Genomic DNA, 257 nt, shown 5'->3' with positions numbered 1-257 from the left:
TGGTGCTACTGATACTGGTTACACGGACATTACAAAGGGAAGCGAAGCTGATCTTCAGTCAGCTGTAGCCACAGTCGGACCAATCTCTGTCGCTATTGATGCAGGACACTTATCTTTCCAGTTTTATCACAGAGGAGTCTACAATGAGCCTGCCGGTAGCAGGACCCGTCTTGACCATGGTGTTCTTGCTGTTGGATACGGTACCTATCAAGGGAAGGACTACTGGCTGGTCAAGAACTCCTGGGGGACCAGCTGGG

Annotated in this window: 1 protein-coding gene; it reads left to right on the top strand. The window is 51.0% G+C overall.

The features are described 5' to 3' along the window. Nucleotides 1–257 (top strand): C1 family peptidase (locus ACYQ78_RS39815; protein WP_459806181.1); only part of this gene is annotated, 257 nt, incomplete at both ends.

It is taken from the genome of Herbidospora sp. RD11066 (genome assembly GCF_054661255.1).
This window is presented reverse-complemented; position numbering and strand designations above follow the sequence as displayed.